Source organism: Wylensekiella montiformis (assembly GCF_009697385.1).
Taxonomy (GTDB): Bacteria; Bacillota; Negativicutes; order Selenomonadales; family Selenomonadaceae; genus Selenomonas_A; species Selenomonas_A montiformis.
The window spans coordinates 26,060-45,563 of the sequence record NZ_VUNL01000008.1; the positions used below are offsets into that span (position 1 = coordinate 26,060).

The window sequence follows — 19,504 nt, forward strand, 5'->3', positions numbered from 1 at the left end:
AAACTGGGAGGAATCCTTATGCGCGAACTATTAGAACTGCTGGAACATGACGCCCGCCGGCCAGTCAGCGAGCTGGCATCCATGCTGCACCGCAGCGAATATGAAGTCGAAAGAGACATCAAGGAACTGGAGAAAAACAAGATCATCCTTTCCTACAATACACTGATCAACTGGGAAAAATTCGGCGACGACACGGTTACGGCAGTCATTGAAATCAATCTGACTCCGCAGCGGGAAGTCGGGTTCGATGCCATTGCGGAACGCATCTACCGCTTTGAGGAAGTCCGTACCGTCTATCTCATGAGCGGCAGCTTCGATCTCATGGTCATCATCGAAGGCAAATCCTTAAAAGATGTCGCCAATTTTGTGGCCAAGCGCCTCTCGACCATTGACGGCGTCACAGCGACGCGCAGTCACTTTATGCTGAAGCCCTACAAAAAAGACGGCATTATTATCGATAATGAAGAACGCGATCGCAGATTGGTGGTGACTCCATAATGGAAAAGAAAAACGATTGGAATGACCGGTTATCCCCCGGCGTCCGTTCCATTGCGCCATCCGGCATCCGCAAATTTTTCGATATCGCCGCACAGATGGACGATGTCATCTCACTCGGTGTCGGAGAACCTGATTTCGTGACTCCGTGGTCCATCCGTGAAAGCTGCGTCTACGGGCTCGAACAAGGCTACACCTCTTATACCGCTAACCGCGGACTTCTGGAGCTCCGCGAAGAAATCGCCCGGCGCTATCATCAGGTGTATCAGACCGATTACGATCCTCAAACGGACATTTTGGTGACGGTCGGTGTCAGCGAAGCGCTGGATATCGCTATGCGTGCCATTCTGTCTCCCGGTGACGAAGTGCTGATTCCCGAGCCATGCTATGTCTCCTATCAAGCCTGCACCATTCTGGCCGGCGGAGTACCCATAGCTGTGCCGGCAAAAATCGAAAAGGAATTCCGCATCACCCCTGAGGAGCTGGAACAGCATATCACGCCGCGCACCAAAGTGCTGCTGATCGGCTATCCCAACAACCCGACCGGTGCCATTATGACCCGCAAAGATCTACTGGCTATCGCCGATTTTGCAGAAAAACACGATCTCATTGTGATCTCTGATGAAATCTACGGTGACCTGACCTATGGAGAAGAAGAACACGTCTGCTTTTCTTCCCTGCCGAACATGCAGGAGCGCACCATCCTGCTCAATGGATTTTCCAAAGCCTATGCCATGACAGGCTGGCGTATCGGCTACGCGCTCGGCAACCCCGACATCATCGCCGCCATGACCAAGATTCATCAGTATACCATGCTGTGCGCTCCGATCACAGCTCAGATCGCAGCAGTAGAAGCCCTGCGCCATGGGGAAAAATACATGAAAAATATGGTCAGCGAATACGACCGGCGTCGCCGTCTGATCTATGACGGTCTGACAAAAATGGGACTGGAATGTTTTGAACCAAAAGGAGCTTTTTATATCTTCCCCAGCATCGCATCGACCGGATACACGTCCAATGAATTTGCCGAAGCGTTGCTGAAAGCCGAACATGTGGCCCTCGTCCCGGGCAGCGCCTTCGGCAGCTGCGGAGAAGGACACGTGCGCTGTTCCTATGCGACTTCAATCGACAAAATTTCCGAAGCATTGAACCGCATGGAAAACTTTCTGCGGAACCACCGCCGCTGACCGGCGAGACAAAAAGCAGTCCTCCTGCACAAAACATCAAAAACGACATGATCCGGTTCACTCCACGTTCCGGACATGTCGTTTTGTTTTATTCTGATACACCATCAGCCGCCTCATGACGCGGATGCTTGCTGACGCTTTCCACGGCTCTGGCAATCGCCTGAATCACTTCGACCTCATACTGTGTACTCATCTCGGCAATACGCGCATAAACGTTTCCCTTGGAAGAAGATATGTAAAGCGGCGGCAAATGGTTCAACGCCAAGGATGCAATGTCCCGCCGGCATTGCTCACAAGTACAGCAGCCCGGATATTTGGACAGTACCGCATCCAATTTCCCAAGCACCACTTCTTCCATATAATTCTTTAGTTCCATAATAATACCTCCTCTCCTTTCCATCCTTTTTCATTATACCATGATTCACTCCCAAAACCCCGAATGATAAAAAATTTATTCATTTGACAAGACAAGCCTGTTATGATATAGTATTTATTGTTGTTAAAGATTATGTGCGCTCGTAGTCCAGTGGATAGGACGTTGGCCTCCGGAGCCGAAAGCGGCAGTTCGACTCTGCCCGAGCGCACCAATATGTGTCCAGTGACATTGACGCGTCTATATTCGCGTGAATGTATCCGATAGAAAAAGCCCTGTAAGACAGATTTTACTCTGTTTTACAGGGCTTTTTCGCATACAGGCAGAAGTATTTCAGCAGAAAAACAGCAGCCGGACTTTGCTCAAAGCATCCGTGACAGGGACAGTCCCAGCCAGGCGGCCAGAAGTCCCAATATCACATTCATACCGATATTCGCCAGTGCGTAAAAAAAACTCCCGCCGCGCAGGAGCGTAAGCGTTTCCATACTGAACGAGGAAAACGTAGTAAAGCCTCCAAGAAACCCGACTGTCAGCAAAAGACGGGCAGCTTCTCCCAGACCTGATCCAGTCCGCTCCGTCAGCAAGAGAATGAGCCCCAGGATCCAGCCCATCAAAAGGCTGCCAAGCAAGTTGACAGACAGCGTTCCCCACGGAAACATCGTACCGAACCGGGCACCGATCTGCGTCGTTACCAGATAGCGGCACACGGCGCCAAGCCCGCCGCCAAAAAAGACCAGTCCTGCATTCTGCATCATGCGACCCCCTCATATTCTTTCAAGCTGCCGCCACTCACCGGATAAACCGCGGCTTCAGCAGCATGGTAACAAAAAAAATGGCCGCTGCGATCGCAACGATTGTCGCTCCTGCAGCCATATTAAAGTAATAAGCAACGATCAACCCACTGACCCCGGACAGCATCGCCACCAAAACGGAAACAGCATGGTATTGTTTGACGTTATTGGTCACATTTCGCGCCGCGGCTGCGGGAAGAACCAGCAACGCATTGATAATCAGAATCCCCACCCACTGGATGCTGATCGAGACAAGGAGCGCCAAAAGAGACGCAAAGATGCCGTCCACCCATAAAGCGGGAATCCCCCGGCTGCGCGCAAAGGAAGGATTGATCGACAGGATCAGCAATCGGTTGAATAAAGCCCCCCAGCCGACCAGCACAAACAGGGCGACAAGGAGCAGTGTCTGCAGATCCTCCGGTGTAATGCTCAGTACATCACCGATCAGATAAGTGGAAAATTTATTGAACCCGCCCCCCCGGCTCATAAGCATCAGGCCAAGTGCAATGGCCGTAGAAGAAAACACACCGATAATCGTATCGGTAGAAGCCGTGCTTTTCGTTTTAATATAGGTAATGAACAAGGCAAATCCGACGGAAAATACCATGAGGGACGTAAGCGGCGAGGCAAAGCCAAGCAATACGCCGATCGCAATCCCCGTAAAGGCTCCGTGTCCAAGGGAATCCGAAAAAAATGCCATGCGATTGGAAACGACCATGGTACTGAGCAGTCCGAATAAAGGCGTCACGAGCAAAATCGCCAGAAACGCATTCTTCATAAAGGTATGCTCCGCCCATTCAAACGGAAGCAGCATATTCATGATGTCATAAAGGATTTCCACAGTCATCCCCCCTCCCTTTCCACTGTCCAAAGGAACCGCCGGTCAACATGCCAAACATTTCTCTGGTGCGTCCATCATCAAACACTTCTTCCGGAGTTCCACTGGTAATTACACCATGATTCAGCAAAACCACCTGATCAGCATGCCGCGCCACCATGTTCAGATCATGCGAAATCAGAATAATCGCCATATCTTCTTTCGCGCGAAGCTCTGATAAAATCTCGTAAAAAAGCTCCAGTCCGTTTTGATCCACACCGGATACCGGCTCATCCAGAAGCAAAAGATCCGGCATCGGATCAAGGGCCAGCGCCAGCAATATACGCTGAAGTTCGCCGCCTGAAAGCGCCCCCAGACGGCGGTCGATCAAATGGTCGGCATGTACACGCGCCAGACTGCGAAGCACACGGCGGCGAAGCGGCCTGGTCGGAAAAATCCATACCGGCCGATTGGATAGACAAGCCATAAAAATATCCATCACGCTGATCGGCGCACTGACATCAAAACGAAGGTACTGCGGCACATAGCCAATAACCGGATGCCCGGTATGCTTTCCCTTGGCGTCAACATAATGCAGGGTTCCCTGATGAGGAATTTCACCCAGAACAGCTTTCAGCAAAGTGCTTTTCCCTGCCCCGTTCGGACCGATTACCGCCGTCAGCTGGCCGCAGTGAATATGAAGATTCACCTGGTCCAGGATCGTCATTCGTCCGATTTTTACTGAAAAATTCTCGATTTTCGTACAGCACAGCTTCGCGCAATCCTCACTGGATGCGGCATGATGATGCATGATTGTTCTAAACAAAAGTTTCTCCTTATCTATCGATTCCAGCAGCAATTACCGGGTCAGCCTGCGGAAGGAACGGCTGCCCAGCCACAAACCAGCCGCCGCATAAACAAAAAGCACGGCAACGGAATACAAAGACGGCACAGCTCCGCTTCCAATGCTGCGAAGCAAAAAGCTCGTATGAGTCAGCGGCAAAAGTTCAATAAAGCAGCGGACCAGTTCCGGAAGAGCCTGCGTCGAAAAGAAGGTCCCGCACAGAAAGGACATGGGCAGCAAAATATACGTATTCACCTGACCCATTTCCTCATACGTTCTGATTTTCATCGCGGCCAGAAATCCGATTTCGGCAAAAATCATACCATTGAGAATCAGCACAAAAACAAAAAGCGGCGTGATAAAGAAATGCGCGCCAAAGGCCAGCGATAAAAGAATGATGATGGCCGACGAAATCAGTCCCCGCAACACCGCTGCCAGGACTTTTCCCAACACAAAGGCATCCGGACAAATCGGCGCCAAAATATATTCCTCAAGACTCTTATGATAAATACGTTCCGCATGAACCGGCGTAATGCTGTTAAAACTGATGTTCATGGAGTTGAGCGCCAGAATGCCCGGCACGAGAAAATCCAGATACGTTCCCGAATCCACCTGAATACTGCGTCCCAGCCCCCAGCCAAAGGCAATCAGATAAAGCATCGGCGCGACCATGCGGGATAAGATGAACTTCGTCATCCGCCGTTTCAGTACAATCCAATCGCGCCAAAAGACCGTCCAGATATCATAAAGCATCAGAGCCCCTCCTTCCGTCCAGTCAAATCGATGAAGGCATCCTCCAAATTGGTTGGACGGATCTGCAGGCCGCCTTCTGCTTCCTGCTCCGCGGCAAACGCTGCGGCACACTGCCGGTTCGGGAAAAAACGATACGAACGCCCTTCATCCGTTTCCCATTCCACCGTAAAGCGCCCCAGTTTCTCACAAAGCGCCTTCGGCGCCCCCAGCGCAATCCGCCGCCCCTGATTGAGAATTGCCACCCGGTCACACAGGATCTCCGCCTCTTCAATATAATGTGTGGTCAAAAAAACAGTCACGCCTTCACGGGCCAAACGCCGTATCATCTCCCAAATCCGGCGCCGGACCTGTGGATCCAGCGCTACCGTCGGCTCATCAAGAAAAAGAATGCGCGGACGGTGTATCAATGCACGAGCGATCAGAAGTCTGCGCTTCATCCCGCCGGACAAACGTCTTACGCCGTCATTGACAACCTCAGAAAGTTCCACATAGTCCAGCAGCTCCCGGATTCTTGCACTGCGTTCTGCACGGGACAGATGATGAAGACGGGCATGCAGCTCCAAATTCTCACCAACGGTCAGATCCTGATCGAAATTCACATGCTGCGGCACCACACCGATAAGGCTCTTCAACTCTTGGGCATGGGTCTTCAGCTCTTTACCGTCATAAAAAATTCTGCCGCTTGTCGGCCGTATCTGCATAGTAAGCATGCGGATGGTCGTCGTCTTGCCTGCGCCGTTTGGCCCGAGCAGGCCAAAGATCTCCCCCGCATGAATGTCCAGCGAAAGATGATCTACCGCCGTCTTTTCTCCTTTTTTCCCCGCCTTTGTCCGATGGGGAAAGGTTTTTACCAACTGATCAATTGTTATCATGCTGCCTCCTGCAGGCATATGCTCCCGCTTTCCCGCCTTTCTGCCTGGCATCGTCTTTATTGTAGCAAAGTCGTCAAGCCCTTGGACTTTCCGACAAAATTCCGCTACAATAGATTCTATCAGAATTGATAAGGAGATGTAAACATGTCGAAGGAACAAATCCCACCCGCTCCGTCCGAATCCATCAAAACACGCCGGGAACTTGCCGCGCTGCAGAAACGGATTCACCGCATTCACACGCTGCGTAATGTAATCAATCAGGGCTTGTCCCGCATCCGCGAATCCAATCTCAGCCTTGCCCTGACGCAGAAAAAAAACCTGCGTGACCTGAGAAACGAGTACGATAAACTGACTGGTGAGGTGCATTGCCTGCCGCCGCTTGATGCAGCATCCATTCTCGAAGAAGAATACAACTATATCCTGACGATCGGCAATATCATGGAAACCACACGGGAACTCAAAAAAGGCGTCAAAATCGGTGAAAACAACCGTCGGGCGATTATCAGCGGACTGGTACAGTTTTACGATGGTCTGCGCCGCGAAATGGATGAAGCCGCAGCCAATCCGCAAGGAGGTATCCGTCCCTGATGAACACGCATAACCCTTCTTTTGGCCGCCTTCTGATTCTGTTGTTTCTGCTTCTCGTCACCAGCGGATGCAGCAGCGGGATGACTCCGTCCTCTGCCGATTCGGACGGCAGCACAGCAAAATCCGCGGAGGAACCACCCGGATACGTGCTGGCCGACGATACGCTGTCGAATCTTCAGCTGGACGATCCCACTGTCCCTGTTTATGACGCGCTTACAATCGAAGAACGGCGCGAGCGCAGTCTCCCGACCAGGATGCCTGCACTCACGCCGTTCCATGAGGGAAAAATTGCCTACCTGACATTTGACGATGGCCCGGACGACAAGAATACGCCCGCCATTCTTGATATTCTCCGGGAAAACCATGTACCGGCTACCTTCTATGTGACCGGGCAGCATGCCCAGCTTCATCCGGAAGTTCTCCGGCGCATCTTTGAAGAACATCATGCCATCGGCAATCACAGCTTCAGTCATAACTACAAAACACTGTATGCCTCTCCCGCTGCGTTCCTCTCGGATATGCAGAAGACCGATGCGGTCATCCGGGAAATCATCGGCGTCCGCCCCTTGATTCTCCGTGCTCCCGGCGGAGTCCCCGGGCATTTTACCGCATCCTATCCGCCGGCGCTTGCCGATGCCGGCTACTCCGAGCATGACTGGAATGTCAGCTCGGCCGATGCCGCGCCCGGTCATCCAACTGCACAGGATTTTATCGACAACATCGACGGCCAGACCAATCAAAAGGATTTTGTCATCATCCTCATGCACTGCTCCGAAGGACATGAAGAAACCGTCAAGGCGCTGCCGGAGATTCTGCACATTCTCAAGGAAAAAGGCTTCACCTTTGGCGTTATCACGCCGATGACGCCTCAGCCCTGATAACCCTTCAGCCGGATCATCGCTCCATCAGCATGATTTCATCGGCCGGAAATCGCAGGAACAATTCCGCAGAAACCGATGGTTCCCACTCCTCCTTGGGTACCTCCCAGCAAATCATTCGCCCCTGCATTCCTTTTCTCCGAACCATAATCAGATAAGAAAACGTATCTTCGATAACTCGTATCACATCCATGGGAAACACATTCGGCTCCATCTCCCGACTGCGATGGAGAAAATGCGCTCGTACCCCGGCATAACGAACATTCGCCGGAACCTCCTGCTCCGTCTCCAGCACCATATTCCAATCAGCCGCATAAATATGGTGCATATCCAGGCGCCTGGCTTGCGTGATATTCTTGCAGCCGGTCAGGATCGTCGCAGCCAGCGTATCCGGCTGGCGGAAGAGCCCGTGCTTTGTATGCACGGGCTCCATTTTTCCCCGGTGAATGACCGCCGCCTTATCCGCCAGACGAAAAACTTCCCCCCGGTCATGCGAAACCAACAGGGCAGCCCCATCATAGGACTTCAGCACCTCAGAAAGCTCCATCTCCAATTGCCATTTCATATACCCGTCCAGTGCGGAAAAAGGCTCATCAAGCAATAAAAGCTCTGCCGGCGAGACCAGAATACGGGCAAAAGCGACGCGCTGCTGCTGCCCGCCTGAAAGTTCCGCCGGATACGCATCCTGCAATTCATCAAGAGAAAACCGAACCAGATTCTCCTTTACCTTCTTTTCCTGCTCTTCACGGCTGCCGGAAGCGGCAAACCGGATGTTCTCGGCTACGGTCATATTCGGAAACAGCGCATAATTTTGGAACAAATAGCCCACCCGCCGCTGCTGCGGTTTAAGACAGATCCCCTGAGCACTGTCATAAAGCGTCCTGCCATTCAGCACGATACGCCCGCAGTCCGGCGTCTCAATTCCCGCGATACAACGGAGCGTCATACTCTTGCCGCAGCCCGAAGCCCCAAGCAGGGCAAACACTTCACTTCCTGTCTCAAAGGCAACATCCAGTTCAAAATCGCGGAGTTTTTTACGAATTTGCACACTCAGTTCCATTTGACCGCCCTCCTGCTGTTTCGCGATATCCACCAGTTCATCAGCACAACAAAAAACAGGGAAAACACGACAATAACAATCGCCCAATGAAAGGCCAGATCATAATCATTCGCCTGAACCGCTGCATATATTGCCGTACTCATGGTCTGTGTCACACCGGGAATGTTGCCGGCAAACATAATCGTCGCGCCAAATTCCCCTAAAGCCCGGGTAAAAGAAAGGACAAGCCCGGCCAAAAGGCCGGATCTGGCATTCGGAATCAAAAGGCGCCAGAATATGCGCCACTCTGAAATCCCCAGCGTTCTGGCCGCATCGATGAAATCCGAGGCAACCTGCTCAAACGCCCCCCGGGCTGTACGGTACATAAGCGGCAGAGAAACGACAACCGCCGCGATAACGGCCGCCTTCCAGGTAAAGACCAGCGTAATATCCCATTGAAGCAGCCACTTGCCCATGACGCTGCGCCGGCCCAGCAACAGGAGAAGGAAAAAACCGACAACAGTAGGCGGGAGAACCATTGGCAGCGTAAGGACCGCATCAGCCAGCCCTTGAAAACGCTTCATACGGATCACTGCCAGCGCCAAACCGATACCGGCAAAGAACGTAACCAGCGTTGCAGCACCAGCTGTCTCTAACGTAATAATCAGCGGGGAAAGTTCCATCATTCGACCTCAAATCCAAATCTTGCGAAAATCCGAAGCCCTGCATCACTGCCGGCAAATGCTAGGAAATCATTCGCCAAAGCCGCCTGCTTTGCGTCACGGAGGACCGCAGCCGGATAAACAATCGGCTTATGCGAGCCATCGGGAGCCTTTGCTGCTACCCGGACCTGATCCGACACCGCAGCATCCGTGGCATAAACCATGCCACAGTCCGCCTCTCCCGCTTCCACCCAGGAAAGAACCTGCCGTACATCCGAACCATAAACCGCTTTTGCCTTTACGGCATCGAGAAGCCCCAGATTTTTCAGCACTTCTTCGGAATACTGACCAGCCGGCACCCCTTTCGGTTCCCCGAGCGCAATATGCTTTATCCCTGTTTCCGTCAGCTGACGAAAGTCACGGACAACTGCACCGCCGTCCCCGGGTACAATCAGAACCACTTCATTGCGAAGCAAATCCCGGCGCGTACCATCGGCAATCAAACCGTCTTTGGCCAGTGCATCCATCTGTTTCTGGGCCGCTGAGAAAAAAAGATCGCTCTCGCCCCCATTCTGAATGGCTTGCTGCAGCGCGCCCGAACTGCCAAAATTGAATACAATTTTTACCTCTGGATGCGCTTTTTCATACTCCGCAGCCAGTTCCTTCATCGCATCGGTCAGACTCGCTGCCGCCGAGACATGGAGTTCAGTCTGTCCGACCGGAGAAGAATACGAATCCGCCTCCTGCTGACCGCCGCAGCCTGCTGCCAGCAAAGCCGCTGCCAGCAGAATCACGATTCCTGCTCTCACCCATATCGTTTTCATAAGCTCCCCTTTCCTAAACACAAAAAACGGCTGTCTCCCTGTACTTTGCACAAAAAAACAGCCGTTCAACGGGCGCACTTCCTCCACCCATAACGCGCTTGATATATCGTGCTCCTTTTCAATAAGGAAGGTGCCAGAATTTCTTCTGCCGCCCAGTGCATCGCAAAAAAGGATACAGGCTCAACCGCATAGCAGATGAAGATGCCGTAGCGGCTTTCGCTCGGAGACATTATTATTATAAACGATAGGCTGTCTCTGCCGCAACCTCACAGACAAAAAAGAGACGCCTGTGCGTCTCTCAATGACTCAGCCCATCGTCGTCCCTCACGCCTCTCAGCCGACGGTTGATGGAGCTAAGACCGCGGTAAACGGTATTAATATCCAGCTCATCCCCACGGTTTTCCATATACTTTTCCAGTTTTCGCTTGACACGCTGCAGCGCATTGTCGATGGATTTGACATGACGATGGAGCTCTTCCGCAATTTCCTGATAGGATTTTCCGTCCAGATAACTCATGAGTACCTTCCACTCCAAGTCAGAAAGGATCTCCTCCATCTTCTTCTCAATATCTACAAACTCTTCCCTGCTGATGACCAGTTCCTCAGGATCCGCCGCTTTTGCTCCGGACAAAACATCCAGCAGGGTACGATCCGAATCCTCATCATAAATCGGCTTGTTCAAGGAAATATAGGAATTCAGCGGTATGTGTTTCTGGCGCGTCGCTGTCTTGATGGCTGTAATAATCTGCCGCGTGACACACAGCTCCGCGAAGGCCCGGAACGAAGAAAGCTTATCGTTGCGAAAATCGCGGATGGCCTTATAAAATCCGATCATTCCTTCCTGAATGATGTCCTCGCGGTCCGCACCTATCAAAAAATAAGAACGCGCCTTGGCACGCACGAAATTGCGATATTTATTGATCAGATAGTCGAGAGCAACTTTATCGTTTTTGTCCTTGATCCGCAGAAGAATTTCCTCGTCGTTAAGCTTATCAAAATCCCCATACAGTTCATCGTGTAAACTCTCTGTAGTTGGTTCTGCATCCATTGCACTTTCCCCTTTGTTGAAAACGCCTGTTTCTCCGTCTGTTGCTTCTCTCAATAAAAAAATTATACTCCCTCTTTGTTGTTATCGTCAAGGAACCAACTAGGACCATTTTCCCATCAAAGAGCAAAGGATTAAAAAATCTTCCCAAAAAGCGATCGTCGCATCGCCTCAAGCGGGAATACCTTACGATCTGGATCCATTCCGCTTCAACAGACGCTGCCGCATCACTTCGTACATCAGAATCGATCCCGCCACAGATGCATTGAGAGAATTAATCCGGCCGGCCATCGGCATTCGGACAACGAAATCACATTGCTCCCGCGTCAGACGTGACATGCCATGTCCTTCGCTGCCAATCACCAAAACCAGCGGGCCTGTAAGATCCGCCTCATAATAAGTCTGCTCTCCGCCCATGTCTGCGCCGGCCACCCACATTCCCTTTTGCTTGAGCTCGCGCAGGGTCTGTGAAATATTGCCGATCCGGGCAACCGGAACGTACTCCACGGCTCCGGCAGAAGTTTTGGCCACCGTCGCGTTCAGCGGTACACTGCGCCGCTTCGGTATCAAAACACCATGAACGCCAGCAGCATCAGCCGTACGCAGCAGCGCACCAAGATTATGCGGATCTTCCAATTCATCCAGCAGTAAAAGAAAAGGCGGCTCTTCCTTTTCTGCAGCCCGTTTCAGAATATCCTCCAGCTCCGCATACGCAACAGGCGATACATACGCCAGAACGCCCTGATGCCGCATCCCCCCCGCCAAAGCTTCCAGTTTTGACCGGTTGACCGACTGCACCACGATGCCTCGCTCTCTGGCCAGCGAAAGAATCTCCTTTACGCTCCCCGCCCGATCGCCCTCGGCCAGCAAAATCTTATTGATGCCCCGTTCTGACCGCAGCGCCTCAATCACTGCATTGCGTCCAATAAGTACATCCTCCGGGAGTTTTTTCCCTTCCGTACGAGATAAATCATGTTTTTCTATCGGTTTGTTCCGATTGTTTCGTTTTTGCTTTTTCTTTTCTTCCCATTCGCCTTTTTTTGAGTTACGCTGCATGTACGCCTCCCGAATCACTCGACCATTCTGCCGGCTCTCGTCGTCCGGCCCGTCTGTTACTTTTCCTGCAGCAAATCCGATGAAGCTTCGGCCTCCCGCCGCTTCATCATCTCAGAAAACCGTCCGCAAGTCAGCTCTCCCTCCGGGCAGGAGCCCGTCTGAATACAAGTCGCACCAGCACGGAAAAAGAGCGCCGGCGCTACCTTCTTAACCTCCGCCAGCATCTTATAGGCCATTTCCCGAATTTCCCACTGTGCCCGATTACAACAGCGCAGGTTGAAAAAATGAAGCAGACTGCGCGCGTTCATCGTGACAAGAATCTTCGTCTCTGTCGCATTCGCCAAGACATACCGTGCATCTTCCTTCGGGATGCCCATATCCGTCAGCACATCATAAGTGTTGCGAATCTCCGCAATGATCCGCTCAAAGCATGCCCTGGCCTCCGGCTTTGCTGCAATCGACGGCGGCACGATATATTCAAATCCATGGGCGGCCACATAGCGCTGCGACTGCTGGTCATAACTCGCGATACGGTGGCGCACCAACTGATGGGTAAGTACACGGCTCACGCCTTCAATGCCGAAGGTGAAAGAAACATGCTCCAGCGTCGATCCATGCCCGATCGTTACCATCTTGCGAACCATTTTTTTTACCACGGCATCATCCATACGGTCGGCCAGTTCCTCTGCTCCACTGGCCGAATAGCACAAACGGGCCGCCATGGCAACAACGCGTTCCGGATCCGGTGTATATTCCAGAAGTTTAACCTTCATCGTTTGTTCTCCTTATGTTTCCCAATTTTCTTCATCATGGCACGGGCAATCACTTGAAACGATGCTTCGCCGATTTCCCGCAGCCTTTTTTCCTGTCCGGACAAATAGAGGCTGCCGAGAACCGCCTCAAATCCTGTGCTGGAGTGATACTCTGCTACGCTGGCGCTGCGTGGTGCGTGGCTTTTGGCATTGCGCCCGCGGCGGTAAATCCCTTTTTCATCTTCTGTAAGCATCGTCTCAATGCCGAGATACGCCCGATGCTGCCACACAGCCGAGACGATCTGCATGCTGAACATATGCAAAGCCCGTACCTGAGCCTGCTCATAAGAAAGCAGCCGCGTACGTACAAAAAGATGGAACCAGGCATCGCCGATATAAGCCAAAACCAATGGATTCATCTGCCGCACTTCTGCCGCATCATAACGCTCGCGAATGCCGCCCTCGCCGTCCGGCTCGAACATCATCGCAACCAGACGCTGTAATTGTCCAAACTTCATATGCGTTTCCACCGTACCCCGTTCGGCGTATCTTCAAGAACAATACCAAGATCTTTGAGATCATCGCGGATGCGGTCGGCCAGCGCCCAGTTCTTATTTTGCCGCGCTTCCTGCCGGATCGCTGCGATCAGCGACATAAGTTTTTCCGTCAGGCCGTCGTCCTCTGCACCTTTTTTCTGTTCGAAAAGGCCGAGAATATCAGCCATATCATCCCAAATGCCTTTTACCTCCGCAAAAGCTTCCGCATCAAATCCCTTACCGGAATTTGCCACTTCCTGATAATAGATATTGATTTCTTTGGAAAGCGCAAACATCTGGCTGATTGCCAGCGCCGTATTGAAATCATCCTCCATCGCCTCGTCAAAGGCAGCCCGGCACTCTGCCGCTTTCCGGACGAGTTCCGACTCACGCTCTTTGGCGGACGGCCAGGTCTTATCTGCCAATTCCTGAATGTACTCCTGTGTATTGGCCAGACGTCCCAAACTGGTCTGCGCTTCTTTCAAGCGTTCGTCACTGAAATCCAGCGGACTGCGGTAATGCGTCTGGAGGATAAAGAACCGGACCACTTCTCCAGAATACTCTTGCAAAATGTCTTTAACGGTAAAGAAATTATTCCGGGATTTTGACATTTTTTCATTGTGAATGGTAATAAAGCCATTATGCAGCCAATATCTGGCAAAACTGTGATCATCGCCAATGCATGCCTGCGACTGAGCGATTTCATTCTCATGATGCGGAAAAATAAGATCACTTCCGCCGCCATGGAAATCAAACGTTTCCCCCAGATACTTGAGAGACATCGCCGAACATTCAATATGCCAGCCCGGGCGTCCATTTCCCCACGGGCTCTCCCAGCTCGGCTCTCCCGGCTTGGCAGCTTTCCAAAGCGCAAAATCCATGGGATGATGCTTACGCTCATCCACCTCGATGCGCGCACCGGCCTGCATATCCTCCAGCTTGCGCCCGCTGAGTTTCCCATACCCCGCAAATTTTTCCACGCTGTAGAACACATCCCCATTTTCCACAGCATAAGCATATCCTTTATCCACCAGAGTCTGAACCATACGAATGATATCCGGAATGGTTTCGCTGACACGCGGGTACACATCGGCATGCCGAACGTTGAGCGCATCCATGGCTTCAAAATAGGCCTTGATATAACGGCCGGATATGTCACTCCACGAAAGGCCTTCCTCCTTCGCCGTCCGGATGATTTTATCATCAACATCCGTAAAATTCTGGATATAGCGAACCTGATACCCCTTGGACGAAAAATACCGGCGGATTACGTCCCATGTGACGAACGGGCGGGCATTGCCGATATGCGGATGATTGTACGGCGTTACTCCGCAGCAATAAATGCTGACCTTCCCTTCCTCCAGCGGCTTGAACGGTTCTTTTTGACGTGACATCGTATTGTAAACTTTCAGCATAATTTCTCCTCGCAATCCATGGATTTCCAATGGTTCTCAAACCTTCTCAATCCCTGCTACCGCATAAGCGGAAATTCCCTGCTCCGAACCGGTAAATCCCAGCTTTTCTTCTGTCGTAGCCTTGACATTGACCTGTTCCAAAGCCAGTCCAAGCACTCTGGCAATATTTTGGTTCATCTGCGGAATATAATCCTTCAGTTTTGGGCGCTGTGCCACAACCGTCGCGTCGACATTGCCGATCACATACCCTTTTCCCTCCAGCAGAACACGAACCCGCGCCAAGAGATCCATACTGTCTGCCCCCTCATAGCGCGGGTCTGTATCAGGAAAATGACGGCCGATATCCCCCAGTGCCGCAGCACCAAGCAATGCGTCTGAAATCGCATGAAGCAGCACATCCGCATCCGAATGTCCCAGCAGTCCCAGCGAATGAGGAACCGTGACACCGCCGAGTATCAAGCGCCGTCCTTCCGTCAACCGATGGACATCATATCCCATGCCAAATCTCGTCATATTTTCTCCTCCTCGTCGCCGACGGCACCCGGATGCCTTTTTCCCCAGACGTTCCGGGCCTGTCGCGCCGCAGCGCGTACCAATCCTCCCGCACCGCTCTGCGCCTGACGCAGAAAGGCTTCCGCGATCAAAAGATCTTCCGGCGTCGTCACCTTGATATTGCTGTATTCGCTCATAACCACATGAACCGGCCAGCCGAGCCGCTCCACCAGGCTGGCATCATCAGTTCCCAGGAAGCCGTCTGCCTCGGCCTTTTGATTGGCTTCCAACAGCAGATCACGACGGAACCCCTGCGGTGTCTGCACTGCCCATAGCGACGACCGGGGCGGCGTAGAGCGAACTATGCCCTCCTGAGAAACCGCTTTAATGGTATTCTTTTCCGGCACAGCCGCAACGGCCGCACCATGAACGCGGGCAGCCGCAATAACTGCTTCAATGGTTCGGGGCGTAACCAAAGGACGTGCTGCATCATGGACCAGCACGATATCATTTTGCGCAGAAACGGCATCCAGTCCGTTCCGAACAGAATACTGACGCTCCGAACCGCCTGCCACCACCCGGCAGGGTTTGAGTCCCGGTGTTTCAGCCAGAATCGCCGACAAACGCTTGACTTCTTCTGCTCCCGTCACAACAATCAACTCGTCGACAGCGGAAACCGAAGAAAACGTACGGAGCGTCCTTTCCAGCATCGGCGTTCCGGCCAAATCCAGAAAGACTTTGTTGATTCCCGCCTTCATGCGTTTTCCCTGACCTGCCGCAGGAAAAATAACACTAACCAAGCTCCATACCTCCTAAGATAGCCTTCCCCATGTCGGAGAAGGCTATATCCTTCATTGTTTTGGTTTTGCAAAGATCATTCTGCCAGCTGCCGTCTGCAGCGCAGAAGTGACCTCGACATCAATGATTTCGTTCATATAGCGATGTCCGTTCTCAATAACGATCATTGTACCATCATCCAGATAAGCTACGCCCTGCCCCGGCTCTTTTCCAGACTTGACTACAGAAACCCGCATCGTCTCTCCCGGAATGACCACGGGCTTGACCGCATTGGACAGCTCATTGATATTCAGCACCTCAACGCCGCGCAGCTGTGCGACTTTATTCAAATTGAAATCATTGGTGATGATTTTTCCGCCCACCTGCTGGCCCAAACGAACCAGTTTGGAATCCACCTCGGCAATATCATCAAAATCCGTATTGCTGATCTTGACCTGCACACGGGTTCCCTTGCGGATCCGCTGCAGAATGTCCAGCCCCCGGCGGCCGCGTGTACGCTTTAGTGAATCCGATGAATCGGCAATATGCTGTAATTCCTCCAAAACGAAAACCGGAATCAGCAGCGTCCCCTCAATGAAGCCTGTTTCACAGATGTCCGCAATGCGTCCATCAATAATCACACTCGTATCCAACAGCTTATAGCCTGCCCCGGACGATTCAGATGATGACGCACTGGCCGACTGGCCTTCCGATTGCAGACGGGAACGATCCCTTGCTATCTCCCTCATAAACTTCGGGATAAAATCAAACAGGCCGACCAGCTCTTTTCGCTTTTTTATGGTGACATGTATCCCGAGATAGCCAAAGACAATACTGAAAATAACCGGAATATACTCTCCGACAATCGGAATTCTGGAAAAAGCATATCCCAACAGATTTGCTATAATAAGTCCGATAAAAAGCCCGACAGCCCCCGCGATCACATCATGAATCGGCATCTTGCTCAGCTGGATTTCCACCCAGACCGAAAAGCGCTTCAGCTGACGGATCAAATAGGACGACAAGGCAAAACCGATAGCACCGCCCAGCACAGCTCCGAATAAAAGACAAACCATACCGGCAAACGTGAGTTTAAAAATCCCCATATCCGCCTTGAGAACCTCGGTACTGATAAATGCAGTGAGTACGGGACTGGCCAGACTCAGCAAAGCCCCTCCGGCAATCGCCATAAAAAAGGAAATAAAAAATCGCAGCACTCTATCCAGCATGCTTTTTCACCCCCTTACCAAATAAAATAAAAAATACATACAGACTCAGTATAGACAATTCCGCCCTTTTATGTCAACCCGACTCTCCTCCTTGCCGGAATCCACAAAAAGAATACGGGCCTTCCTCAAACGGAACGGTCCGTATTTTCCCTCGCTGCCTTTAATGTTTCTTATGACTGCGCGTCAAAACATCCTCCATCCAGTCCTCTACCTCTTCCGGAGTTTTATCACAGGCAAACACCAGCTCGCTGATCAGAATCTGCCGGGCCAGATCCATCAGGCGACGCTCCCCGGATGAAATTTTATGCTGGCGGTCCTGCAGAATCAGATTGCGGGCGACAGCTGCCACATCACGGATATCCCCGCTCTTCATGCGCTCCAAATTGGCATGAAAGCGCTTATTCCAACTGCCTGCAGCCCGCTCAGGCTTATCCTCAAGCACATCCTGCACTTCACCGATCCGGTTTTCCGGTATCACATCACGCAGTCCGGCATTCTCGACATTGTCTGTCGGGATCATCACCTTCATGTTCCCCAGCGGCATCTGGAGTACATAATACGACTTTCCCTCGCCCAATACCTCACAAGTCTCGATTCCAGAGATCACTCCTGCGCCATGCATCGGATAGACCACCTTATCCCCTACCTGCAGCAAACACACACCCCCTCATAACGACAAAACTACCTGCGTTTAGTATAACATAATTCTTTTGTTTTTTAAAGATAAAATTAATTATTTTAGCATATAACACTTTTATAGTCAATACATAAAATCGGTCTTGTGATTGCAATTTTTCAGAGTTCCGGGATATTTTTTAAAAGCGCTTAACATACATAAAATCGGGGATCTTTGCCTAAAGAAAAGAAGCATCTGTAGCAGCCGAGATCAGCCGCCACAGATGCTTCTTTCTTTAGGGGGTCATCATAAAGGGAAATAGGAGGTAATAAGGGGTATATTATTACAACCGTTCGTATTCAGCCGCAGCTAGGATAAATGGTCCCAGCCCCTTCGGCTCATTGGTAACGATCGGTTCACTGATGTAATAGGCAAACGAGCCATCCCGTTCGCCGTACGCCTTGGTCGGCTTTCCGCCGAGTCCGGCTACAAAACAAATCTTATTGAGATTGATGGTTCCCATCGGCGTTTCGCAAATGAATTCATCCAACAGGCCCTGATAACTGAGTTTGGCAAATTCTCTCATCTTCTCCGGCAAATATCCCAGACGTACGCCCTTAAAGAGAGCATAGGCAATCATACAGGAACCGGATGCCTCGACGTAATTGCCCTTGCGGTCACCGCAGTCCAAAACCTGATACCATACATGGGAATCCGGACTGGCTACCTTCATTAAGGCTTCCATTGTCTCATTGAGAATCTGAATGATCTCCGGCTTATACTTATTGTCTTCCGGAAGCTGTTCCAGCGTATCAACCAGCGCCATGCAGTACCAGCCCATCGAACGGCTCCAGAAATGCTTGGACAATCCGGTCACCGGATCTGCCCAGGGCTGCCTGCGCGCATCATCATAAGCATGATACAGCAGCCCGCTTTTCGGGTCCAGCGTATGTTTGCGGGCAATAATGAACTGGCGGGCAATATCATCGTATTCCTTCTCATCCTGAGTAAACTCGCTGACGTATTTCGCATAGAATGTCGCACCCATGTACAAACCATCCAGCCAGATCTGTTCCGGATAAATCTCCTTATGCCAGAATACGCCTTCTTTGGTGCGCGGATGATGTTCGATCTGACTCCGCAGAAGGTCCAGCGCTTTCCGGTAACGCTCATCCTTTGTCTCCTGATAAACCGTCAAAAGAATCTTACCGTTATTCAGATGATCGATATTATACTCATCGACGCGATAGCCGCGAATGGAACCGTCAGGCTGAACGAATGTGTCCGTACAGGATTTAACATAATCAAAATATTTCCGGTCACCCGTCTGCTTCCACACCTCGGCGATACCATCCAAGGTCAGGCCGAATTCATAAGCCCAGTAGCTCGTCAGATCTGTCTTGCGGGCCATGACGGAATCCGCCATCCATTTCGAATAACTTTTCATATTTGCTCATCCTTTA

At 51.5% G+C, this 19,504-nt stretch carries 23 protein-coding genes, 1 tRNA gene and 1 riboswitch; of the genes, 5 read left to right on the plus strand and 19 right to left on the minus strand.

The window, feature by feature from the left end; genetic code table 11:
* The first annotated feature begins 18 nt into the window (after positions 1 to 18).
* Together FYJ78_RS07900 and FYJ78_RS07905 are read left to right on the plus strand one after the other, a co-directional pair.
* Positions 19 to 498 carry an Lrp/AsnC family transcriptional regulator gene (locus tag FYJ78_RS07900; RefSeq protein WP_154620876.1) on the plus strand — a complete coding sequence of 160 codons (480 nt, stop codon included), beginning with the start codon at positions 19 to 21 and terminating at the stop codon, positions 496 to 498.
* Positions 498 to 1,682 (plus strand): aminotransferase class I/II-fold pyridoxal phosphate-dependent enzyme, encoded by a 1,185-nt coding sequence (locus FYJ78_RS07905; protein ID WP_154620877.1) that lies wholly within the window; start codon positions 498 to 500, stop codon positions 1,680 to 1,682. The genes FYJ78_RS07900 and FYJ78_RS07905 overlap by 1 nt, the downstream gene beginning before the upstream one ends.
* An 88-nt stretch (positions 1,683 to 1,770) precedes the next feature.
* On the opposite strand, the gene FYJ78_RS07910 is transcribed toward FYJ78_RS07905, so the two are convergent.
* On the minus strand, positions 1,771 to 2,058 hold the full coding sequence (locus FYJ78_RS07910) for a late competence development ComFB family protein (RefSeq protein WP_154620878.1): 288 nt from the start codon (positions 2,056 to 2,058) through the stop codon (positions 1,771 to 1,773).
* A gap of 136 nt (positions 2,059 to 2,194) precedes the next feature.
* On the opposite strand from FYJ78_RS07910, the gene FYJ78_RS07915 reads away from it, so the two are divergent.
* A tRNA-Arg gene (locus FYJ78_RS07915) sits at positions 2,195 to 2,269 on the plus strand.
* Between the two features lie 148 nt (positions 2,270 to 2,417).
* On the opposite strand, the gene crcB is transcribed toward FYJ78_RS07915, so the two are convergent.
* Genes crcB through FYJ78_RS07940 form a run of 5 tightly spaced genes read right to left on the minus strand, consistent with a single transcriptional unit; the run spans position 2,418 to position 6,132 of the window.
* Positions 2,418 to 2,810, minus strand: coding sequence for a fluoride efflux transporter CrcB (gene crcB / locus FYJ78_RS07920; protein ID WP_328597680.1), 393 nt, complete (start codon positions 2,808 to 2,810; stop codon positions 2,418 to 2,420).
* A 34-nt stretch (positions 2,811 to 2,844) separates the two neighbouring features.
* Positions 2,845 to 3,687, minus strand: a complete 843-nt coding sequence (locus tag FYJ78_RS07925; protein ID WP_328597681.1) for a metal ABC transporter permease — start codon at positions 3,685 to 3,687, stop codon at positions 2,845 to 2,847.
* Positions 3,671 to 4,489 (minus strand): metal ABC transporter ATP-binding protein, encoded by an 819-nt coding sequence (locus FYJ78_RS07930; RefSeq protein ID WP_154620880.1) that lies wholly within the window; start codon positions 4,487 to 4,489, stop codon positions 3,671 to 3,673. Before FYJ78_RS07930 ends, FYJ78_RS07925 begins: the two co-directional genes overlap by 17 nt.
* A gap of 33 nt (positions 4,490 to 4,522) precedes the next feature.
* Positions 4,523 to 5,260 (minus strand): ABC transporter permease, encoded by a 738-nt coding sequence (locus FYJ78_RS07935; protein ID WP_154620881.1) that lies wholly within the window; start codon positions 5,258 to 5,260, stop codon positions 4,523 to 4,525.
* Positions 5,260 to 6,132: an ABC transporter ATP-binding protein gene (locus FYJ78_RS07940; protein ID WP_154620882.1), complete on the minus strand. Its 873-nt coding sequence runs from the start codon at positions 6,130 to 6,132 to the stop codon at positions 5,260 to 5,262. Before FYJ78_RS07940 ends, FYJ78_RS07935 begins: the two co-directional genes overlap by 1 nt.
* Positions 6,133 to 6,276: 144 nt before the next feature.
* Between FYJ78_RS07940 and FYJ78_RS07945 the strand changes: the two genes are divergently transcribed.
* Entirely contained in the window at positions 6,277 to 6,720 is a 444-nt protein-coding gene (locus FYJ78_RS07945; protein ID WP_154620883.1) for a sporulation-specific protein 15, read from the plus strand.
* On the plus strand, positions 6,720 to 7,598 hold the full coding sequence (locus tag FYJ78_RS07950) for a polysaccharide deacetylase family protein (protein ID WP_154620884.1): 879 nt from the start codon (positions 6,720 to 6,722) through the stop codon (positions 7,596 to 7,598). Before FYJ78_RS07945 ends, FYJ78_RS07950 begins: the two co-directional genes overlap by 1 nt.
* A 16-nt stretch (positions 7,599 to 7,614) precedes the next feature.
* On the opposite strand, the gene FYJ78_RS07955 is transcribed toward FYJ78_RS07950, so the two are convergent.
* The 13 genes from FYJ78_RS07955 to FYJ78_RS08015 form a co-directional block, all read right to left on the minus strand.
* On the minus strand, positions 7,615 to 8,658 hold the full coding sequence (locus FYJ78_RS07955; RefSeq protein ID WP_154620885.1) for a sulfate/molybdate ABC transporter ATP-binding protein: 1,044 nt from the start codon (positions 8,656 to 8,658) through the stop codon (positions 7,615 to 7,617).
* Positions 8,649 to 9,320, minus strand: coding sequence for a molybdate ABC transporter permease subunit (modB, locus tag FYJ78_RS07960; protein WP_408014437.1), 672 nt, complete (start codon positions 9,318 to 9,320; stop codon positions 8,649 to 8,651). The genes FYJ78_RS07955 and modB overlap by 10 nt, the downstream gene beginning before the upstream one ends.
* Positions 9,320 to 10,123, minus strand: coding sequence for a molybdate ABC transporter substrate-binding protein (gene modA, locus FYJ78_RS07965; protein ID WP_154620887.1), 804 nt, complete (start codon positions 10,121 to 10,123; stop codon positions 9,320 to 9,322). Before modA ends, modB begins: the two co-directional genes overlap by 1 nt.
* Positions 10,124 to 10,218: 95 nt before the next feature.
* Positions 10,219 to 10,361: riboswitch (molybdenum cofactor riboswitch) on the minus strand.
* Positions 10,362 to 10,421: 60 nt separating this feature from the next.
* The gene (gene sigH, locus FYJ78_RS07970; protein ID WP_154620888.1) at positions 10,422 to 11,171 is read right to left on the minus strand and encodes an RNA polymerase sporulation sigma factor SigH; all 750 of its coding nucleotides are present in this window, start codon (positions 11,169 to 11,171) and stop codon (positions 10,422 to 10,424) included.
* Between the two features lie 183 nt (positions 11,172 to 11,354).
* Positions 11,355 to 12,224: a 23S rRNA (guanosine(2251)-2'-O)-methyltransferase RlmB gene (gene rlmB, locus FYJ78_RS07975; RefSeq protein WP_154620889.1), complete on the minus strand. Its 870-nt coding sequence runs from the start codon at positions 12,222 to 12,224 to the stop codon at positions 11,355 to 11,357.
* 56 nt (positions 12,225 to 12,280) lie between these two features.
* Positions 12,281 to 12,997, minus strand: coding sequence for an FAD-dependent thymidylate synthase (thyX, locus tag FYJ78_RS07980; protein WP_154620890.1), 717 nt, complete (start codon positions 12,995 to 12,997; stop codon positions 12,281 to 12,283).
* Positions 12,994 to 13,494, minus strand: coding sequence for a Mini-ribonuclease 3 (locus tag FYJ78_RS07985; RefSeq protein ID WP_154620891.1), 501 nt, complete (start codon positions 13,492 to 13,494; stop codon positions 12,994 to 12,996). Before FYJ78_RS07985 ends, thyX begins: the two co-directional genes overlap by 4 nt.
* Positions 13,491 to 14,927: a cysteine--tRNA ligase gene (gene cysS, locus FYJ78_RS07990; RefSeq protein WP_154620892.1), complete on the minus strand. Its 1,437-nt coding sequence runs from the start codon at positions 14,925 to 14,927 to the stop codon at positions 13,491 to 13,493. The genes FYJ78_RS07985 and cysS overlap by 4 nt, the downstream gene beginning before the upstream one ends.
* Before the next feature lie 36 nt (positions 14,928 to 14,963).
* Positions 14,964 to 15,440, minus strand: coding sequence for a 2-C-methyl-D-erythritol 2,4-cyclodiphosphate synthase (gene ispF / locus FYJ78_RS07995; protein ID WP_154620893.1), 477 nt, complete (start codon positions 15,438 to 15,440; stop codon positions 14,964 to 14,966).
* Positions 15,437 to 16,219: a 2-C-methyl-D-erythritol 4-phosphate cytidylyltransferase gene (gene ispD, locus FYJ78_RS08000; protein ID WP_154620894.1), complete on the minus strand. Its 783-nt coding sequence runs from the start codon at positions 16,217 to 16,219 to the stop codon at positions 15,437 to 15,439. Before ispD ends, ispF begins: the two co-directional genes overlap by 4 nt.
* Positions 16,220 to 16,270: 51 nt before the next feature.
* Complete coding sequence (locus FYJ78_RS08005; protein WP_154620895.1) at positions 16,271 to 17,425, minus strand: PIN/TRAM domain-containing protein; 1,155 nt, start codon at positions 17,423 to 17,425, stop codon at positions 16,271 to 16,273.
* 160 nt (positions 17,426 to 17,585) lie between these two features.
* A complete protein-coding gene (locus FYJ78_RS08010) occupies positions 17,586 to 18,080 on the minus strand; it encodes a CarD family transcriptional regulator (protein ID WP_154620896.1) in 495 nt (164 codons plus the stop codon).
* Positions 18,081 to 18,384: 304 nt separating this feature from the next.
* Entirely contained in the window at positions 18,385 to 19,488 is a 1,104-nt protein-coding gene (locus FYJ78_RS08015) for a glycoside hydrolase family 88/105 protein (RefSeq protein WP_154620897.1), read from the minus strand.
* Positions 19,489 to 19,504: the final 16 nt, after the last annotated feature.

What these genes read in the sequence shown, in the direction of transcription:
- FYJ78_RS07940 (WP_154620882.1), bottom strand. Translation starts at nt 6,132, where the DNA reads ATGATAACAATTGATCAGTTGGTAAAAACCTTTCCCCATCGGACAAAG.
- FYJ78_RS07950 (WP_154620884.1), top strand. Translation starts at nt 6,720, where the DNA reads ATGAACACGCATAACCCTTCTTTTGGCCGCCTTCTGATTCTGTTGTTT.
- ispF (WP_154620893.1), bottom strand. Translation starts at nt 15,440, where the DNA reads ATGACGAGATTTGGCATGGGATATGATGTCCATCGGTTGACGGAAGGA.
- FYJ78_RS07900 (WP_154620876.1), top strand. Translation starts at nt 19, where the DNA reads ATGCGCGAACTATTAGAACTGCTGGAACATGACGCCCGCCGGCCAGTC.
- modA (WP_154620887.1), bottom strand. Translation starts at nt 10,123, where the DNA reads ATGAAAACGATATGGGTGAGAGCAGGAATCGTGATTCTGCTGGCAGCG.
- FYJ78_RS08005 (WP_154620895.1), bottom strand. Translation starts at nt 17,425, where the DNA reads ATGCTGGATAGAGTGCTGCGATTTTTTATTTCCTTTTTTATGGCGATT.
- modB (WP_408014437.1), bottom strand. Translation starts at nt 9,320, where the DNA reads ATGGAACTTTCCCCGCTGATTATTACGTTAGAGACAGCTGGTGCTGCA.
- cysS (WP_154620892.1), bottom strand. Translation starts at nt 14,927, where the DNA reads ATGCTGAAAGTTTACAATACGATGTCACGTCAAAAAGAACCGTTCAAG.
- rlmB (WP_154620889.1), bottom strand. Translation starts at nt 12,224, where the DNA reads ATGCAGCGTAACTCAAAAAAAGGCGAATGGGAAGAAAAGAAAAAGCAA.
- FYJ78_RS07945 (WP_154620883.1), top strand. Translation starts at nt 6,277, where the DNA reads ATGTCGAAGGAACAAATCCCACCCGCTCCGTCCGAATCCATCAAAACA.
- crcB (WP_328597680.1), bottom strand. Translation starts at nt 2,810, where the DNA reads ATGATGCAGAATGCAGGACTGGTCTTTTTTGGCGGCGGGCTTGGCGCC.
- FYJ78_RS07905 (WP_154620877.1), top strand. Translation starts at nt 498, where the DNA reads ATGGAAAAGAAAAACGATTGGAATGACCGGTTATCCCCCGGCGTCCGT.
- FYJ78_RS07955 (WP_154620885.1), bottom strand. Translation starts at nt 8,658, where the DNA reads ATGGAACTGAGTGTGCAAATTCGTAAAAAACTCCGCGATTTTGAACTG.
- FYJ78_RS07935 (WP_154620881.1), bottom strand. Translation starts at nt 5,260, where the DNA reads ATGCTTTATGATATCTGGACGGTCTTTTGGCGCGATTGGATTGTACTG.
- sigH (WP_154620888.1), bottom strand. Translation starts at nt 11,171, where the DNA reads ATGGATGCAGAACCAACTACAGAGAGTTTACACGATGAACTGTATGGG.
- FYJ78_RS07910 (WP_154620878.1), bottom strand. Translation starts at nt 2,058, where the DNA reads ATGGAACTAAAGAATTATATGGAAGAAGTGGTGCTTGGGAAATTGGAT.
- thyX (WP_154620890.1), bottom strand. Translation starts at nt 12,997, where the DNA reads ATGAAGGTTAAACTTCTGGAATATACACCGGATCCGGAACGCGTTGTT.
- FYJ78_RS07985 (WP_154620891.1), bottom strand. Translation starts at nt 13,494, where the DNA reads ATGAAGTTTGGACAATTACAGCGTCTGGTTGCGATGATGTTCGAGCCG.
- FYJ78_RS08015 (WP_154620897.1), bottom strand. Translation starts at nt 19,488, where the DNA reads ATGAAAAGTTATTCGAAATGGATGGCGGATTCCGTCATGGCCCGCAAG.